Below are 4,657 nucleotides of genomic sequence, written 5' to 3'. Positions count from 1 at the left end.
TGATGATCCGGTCGACGGTCAGGCCGGCGATCTCACCGGCCTCCTTGGTGGCCTGCCGCTCCGCGTCGGAGAAGTAGGCGGGAACCGTGATCACCGCGTTGGTGACCGGTTCGCCCAGGTACGCCTCGGCGTCCCGCTTCAGCTTCTGCAGAACACGAGCGCTGATCTCTTGCGCGGTGTACTTCTTGCCGTCGATGTCGACGGACCAGTTGGTTCCCATGTGGCGCTTCACCGAGCGGATGGTGCGGTCGACGTTGGTGACCGCCTGACGCTTGGCGACCTCGCCGACCAGCACCTCGCCGCTCTTGGTGAAGGCGACGACCGAGGGGGTCGTGCGGGCGCCCTCGGCGTTGGGGATGACGGTGGGCTCGCCGCCCTCAAGGACGGCGATGACCGAGTTGGTGGTGCCGAGGTCGATGCCTACTGCACGAGCCATTGCGTGTTCCTCCAGTTGTGTGATGTTCTTCTGCCGGCTCCAGCCGGCCACGTTGTTGAGCCTAACACGCTCAATCGTAAAGTTGAGCGCACCTGACTCAACTATGTCTGCGCTGTGAGTATTCCCGTTGTGCGCGATCGGTGGTTGGAAGTTCTTAGACTCATCCCTCGGCCCGGCTGCTTTCCCCGTCCGGCAAGGGAGATCACTCGAATCTGAGGTGTCGCGGACGGCGTGCGCGGCGGCGTCCGACTCGAACCGACGGGGCTGGCATGTCAGATTGGACGTCGGCAAAAAGTAGCGGGAGCAATCGACGAAGGGGAACCAAGCGTGCCAACCGATCGTTCCGACGATCCCGGCGAGGACACCAGCCTGTGGGGCGAGGAGACCGAAGCCGACGGCAGCTGGATCTTCCAGCCCCAGAGCGAGACCGACGCGGGACTCACCTACCGGGGTGAGCTTCGTCCCTCGGACACCGAGCCGGCGGACGGCGGAACCTCGGCCGCACCGGCGGAATCGACGGCATCGCCAGCGGGAGCGTCGTCGGGCCCGGCAGAATCGGCGGCGACGCCGGCCGGAACGACAACCGGAACGACAAAGGGGGCGGAAGCACCGGTCGCCGCGGCAGGCTCACCGGCGTCGGCGGCACCGGCTTCAGCGGCATCGCCGGGCGCGGCGCCCGCCGCAGCGCCGACAGCCACGCCCGCTCCTGCAACGCCCTCTCCTCGAACGACGCCGTCTCCCACGGCGGCTCGGAACGCCCCCTCGGCAGCCTCGGCCTCCCCCGTCGTTTCGGCCTCTCCCGCGGCCAGCAGCGCCGCCTCGCCCGGTAGCGCGGCGTCCGGGAAAGGCTCCGAGCCTCCACCGCCGGCCCCTCCGGCGGGGCCGGACGCCCCCGGCCCGCGGCCCTCCGGCGAGGGTTCGGTCGGCCGGGCGATCGCGCTGGGCACGATGATCGGCGTCATCGTGCTGTTCCTGGCCTGGTTCTTCCTGGCCAGGCAGTCCGCCGACCCGAGCAGGGCGGTCCCGGTCCGCAGCACGCCTGCCCTGACCACGCTGACCCCGACGCCGTCGGCAACGCCTTCCCCGACCTCCACCCGCACCTCCACGAAGCCAAAACCCAAGCCGACCAAGACGGTGACCAGGACCGCGAAACCGACCCTCACCCCGACGCCGACTCCGACACCGACACCCACCCCGACCGACGGCATGAACGACGCCGGCAACCGGCTGGGCTGGACCTTCATCATCGACGGGCTGGGGCCGGTCAAGCTCGGCCTCGACTGGGCGGACGCCGTGGAGCTCGGCGTGCTGCAGCAGGCGCCGACCGCCTGCAGCTCGCAGTCACCGACCGATCTGCTGGGCGATGTGAAGGTGTACGCCTCGGGCGGCAGGGTCAGCGCGATCGACATCCGCAACCCGGCGTTCCCCAGCAGCCGCGGCGTCCGGGTGGGGACGCCGCTGGCGAACCTGCAGGCGATCTACGGCGACGCGCTGAAGCAGACGGTGATGACCGAGGGCAATATGACGGTCAACCAGTGGGCGCTGACCTCACCCAACCAGTACATCGCCTACATCGTGGACGGCACCGGCACGGTGACCCGGATCGCCATCGGCTACCGAGGTGCCGACGACTCGATCACCCTTCCTCCGCCCTGCTGACCGTCTCGCCCAGCAGGGGCACCACCGCGTCCAGCACCGGGAAGGAATGCCACAGCGGGTGTCCGAAACCGGCCACCTCGACGGTGAGCCCGGTCTCGGGGGCGAGGGCGTGCAGCGCCCGGAACGAGTCCCGATGACACAGGTCGCTCCGTTCACCGCGCACCAGGTTGACGGTCAGCGACCCGTCCAGCGGCAGGTCGCCGGGCAGGTGCGGCTGGGCGAGCACCTGGGCGATGGCGACGAGGTCGACCGGCCCGTAACGCACCCACGGCTCGCGGGTCTGCCGGCGGCGCGCCCGCATCACCCAATCGTGGGCGTGGTTGGTGGCGTAGCTCGCCGGCTGCCGCAGCACGTCGGAGAGATTGTGCAGCTCGAGGGTGAGCAGGTTGCGCGACAAGGTGGCGACCGGTTCGATCAGCGTCACCGAGCCGACATCGGCGAGTTGTTGCCAACGCCGCAGTGCCGCCACCGCCAGTGAGCAGCCGGTCGAGTAGCCGATCAGATCCACCCGCTCGGGCAGCGGCCATCCGACGGCTTCGAGCGCGGCCAGTTGGTAGTCGACCATCAGCTCGGTCCAGGCTTCGATCTCGCCGCGCAGCATGCTCTTGCGGACCTTGCTGGGCAGGCTGTCGCCGAACCGGCTCATCCCGGGGATCTCGGTCAGCAGCACCGGCTCATCGAAGGACGCCGCCAGCATGCGGCACTTGGCGATCTCCCATGGGCCGAGCGGGGTGTTGAAGCCCGGAAAGTAGATCAGCAGCCGGGACGCCTCCGGGCCGACCACCAGGGCTTCCAGCGGCGCCTGGCGGTCATCGAGCCGGGCCACGAACTGCAGCGCCCGTCCGGACGGCTCGGCCAACTCCCGCCCGGTGTCCACTGTCAGGGTGACCAGGCCGCGCATGGCTTGATCGTAGTGCCCGGAACAGAGTGTTCCCGAGCTCGGGGCGCGCGAACCGCGCGGCGATGTCCGTGTCCCCGTCGCGGTTTCCCGGCAGGTACCGTCGAACGACCCGTCTCGCCATCGGCGCGTCCTGCGGCCAGCTTGCGACATAAGCGCCACACTAGGCGCGTGCATCACCAGCGAGCTCTCGTACGGCGCCCTTCGCCTCGGCTGACCGAAGGACTGCTGACCCATATCGAACCTCAGCCGATCGACGTCGACCGGGCCATCCAGCAGTGGGAGGGCTATCGGGCGACCCTGGAAGCCAACGGCTGGGAGACCATCGAGGCCCCACCGGCCGAGGACTGCCCCGACAGCGTCTTCATCGAGGACACCATGGTCGCCTACGCCGATGTGGCGGTGATCGCGAACCCCGGCGCGTCCGAGCGGCGTGCCGAGATTCCCGGTGCCGAGTTGGCCGTCCGCAGCCTGGGCTACAAGATCGCCCGGATCACCAGCCCCGGCACCCTGGACGGCGGTGACGTGCTGAAGCACGACCGCACCGTCTGGGTGGGGGTCGGCGACCGCACCAACTCCGAGGGTGCTCGCCAGTTGGCCGCCGCCCTGGAGCCGCTGGGCGCTCAGGTCATCGAGGTCCCGATCACCAAGGTGTTGCACCTGAAGTCCGCGGTCACCGCGCTGCCGGACGGCACCGTGCTGGGCCATCCGTCGTTCGTGGACGATCCGACCGTGTTCGAGAAGTACCTCGAGGTGCCCGAGCCGGACGGCGCGCATGTCGTGCTGCTCAACGAGAACCGACTGCTGATCTCGGCGTCCGCACCCAGGACGGCCGAACTGCTGGCCGCCCGCGGGTACACCCCGGTGCCGGTCGACATCAGCGAGTTCGAGAAGCTCGAGGGCTGCGTGACCTGCCTGTCGGTGCGGCTGCGCGGGCTCCCCTCCTGAGCCGGACGGCAGCGAGGGCGAAGTCGTGACCCAGGCGGTCATCTTCGACCTGGACGGCACCCTGATCGACACCGAGCCGGTCTGGGACGCGGTGCGCCGCGAACTGGCCGCACAGGACGGCATCGAATGGCCCGAGTCGGCGAGCCGAGCGATGATGGGCATGAGCACCCGCGAGTGGTCCCGTTACATGTCGGACGTCGTCGGCGTCGGTCCCACTGCTGAGATCGTCGCCCGGCGGACCATCGACAGACTGATCGAGCGCTACGACCGTGACCTGCCGGTGCTGCCCGGGGCTCGCGAGGTGGTGCGCCGGTTGGCCGAGCACTGGCCGCTGGCGGTCGCCTCGTCGTCGCCGCGCGATCTGATCGAGCACGCCCTGCAGGCGCTCGGCGTCCGCGGCCTGATCGCCGTCGTCCGCTCCACCGAGGAGGGCACCGCTCGCGGCAAGCCCGCCCCGGACGCCTTCCTCTGGGCCGCTTCCCAGCTGAACGCCGACCCTGCCCGCACCGTCGTCATCGAGGATTCCGCCAGCGGCATCCAGGCCGGCCTGAACGCCGGCATGCCGGTGATCGCCGTCCCGCGTCCGTTCCTCACCCCGCCCGAAGACGTGCTGGCCGGGGCGTCCGTCGTACTCGAGCATCTGGACGACCTCACCGTCGACCTGGTGCGCGACCTGACCCCGCCGTTTGATCCTGTCGAACCCCTCTCCCCAAGCG

The 4,657-nt window shown here is 69.7% G+C and carries 6 protein-coding genes; 3 read left to right on the top strand and 3 right to left on the bottom strand.

Annotation, left to right across the window (positions count from 1 at the left end; translation table 11 throughout):
* Both Q0066_RS16910 and Q0066_RS16905 read right to left on the bottom strand, forming a co-directional pair.
* Window positions 1-436 (bottom strand): Hsp70 family protein (locus Q0066_RS16910; protein WP_298135117.1); only part of this gene is annotated, 436 nt, incomplete at its 3' end.
* A gap of 443 nt (window positions 437-879) precedes the next feature.
* The gene (locus Q0066_RS16905; protein WP_298135115.1) at window positions 880-1,398 is read right to left on the bottom strand and encodes a hypothetical protein; all 519 of its coding nucleotides are present in this window, start codon (window positions 1,396-1,398) and stop codon (window positions 880-882) included.
* Here Q0066_RS16905 and Q0066_RS16900 point away from each other — a divergent pair.
* Window positions 1,385-2,095: a hypothetical protein gene (locus tag Q0066_RS16900; protein WP_298135113.1), complete on the top strand. Its 711-nt coding sequence runs from the start codon at window positions 1,385-1,387 to the stop codon at window positions 2,093-2,095. The two genes, Q0066_RS16905 and Q0066_RS16900, sit on opposite strands and share 14 nt — an antisense overlap.
* Here Q0066_RS16900 and Q0066_RS16895 read toward each other — a convergent pair.
* A complete protein-coding gene (locus Q0066_RS16895) occupies window positions 2,073-2,996 on the bottom strand; it encodes a hypothetical protein (protein WP_298135111.1) in 924 nt (307 codons plus the stop codon). The genes Q0066_RS16900 and Q0066_RS16895 overlap by 23 nt on opposite strands.
* 168 nt (window positions 2,997-3,164) lie before the next feature.
* Here Q0066_RS16895 and ddaH point away from each other — a divergent pair, with 168 nt between their 5' ends.
* Both ddaH and Q0066_RS16885 read left to right on the top strand, forming a co-directional pair.
* Window positions 3,165-3,941, top strand: coding sequence for a dimethylargininase (gene ddaH / locus Q0066_RS16890; protein WP_298135110.1), 777 nt, complete (start codon window positions 3,165-3,167; stop codon window positions 3,939-3,941).
* Window positions 3,942-3,966: 25 nt separating this feature from the next.
* Window positions 3,967-4,657 (top strand): HAD family phosphatase (locus Q0066_RS16885; protein WP_298135108.1); only part of this gene is annotated, 691 nt, incomplete at its 3' end.

Origin of the sequence: Micropruina sp. (assembly GCF_027492755.1) — a bacterium.
Classification (GTDB): domain Bacteria; phylum Actinomycetota; class Actinomycetes; order Propionibacteriales; family Propionibacteriaceae; genus Micropruina.
This window is presented reverse-complemented; position numbering and strand designations above follow the sequence as displayed.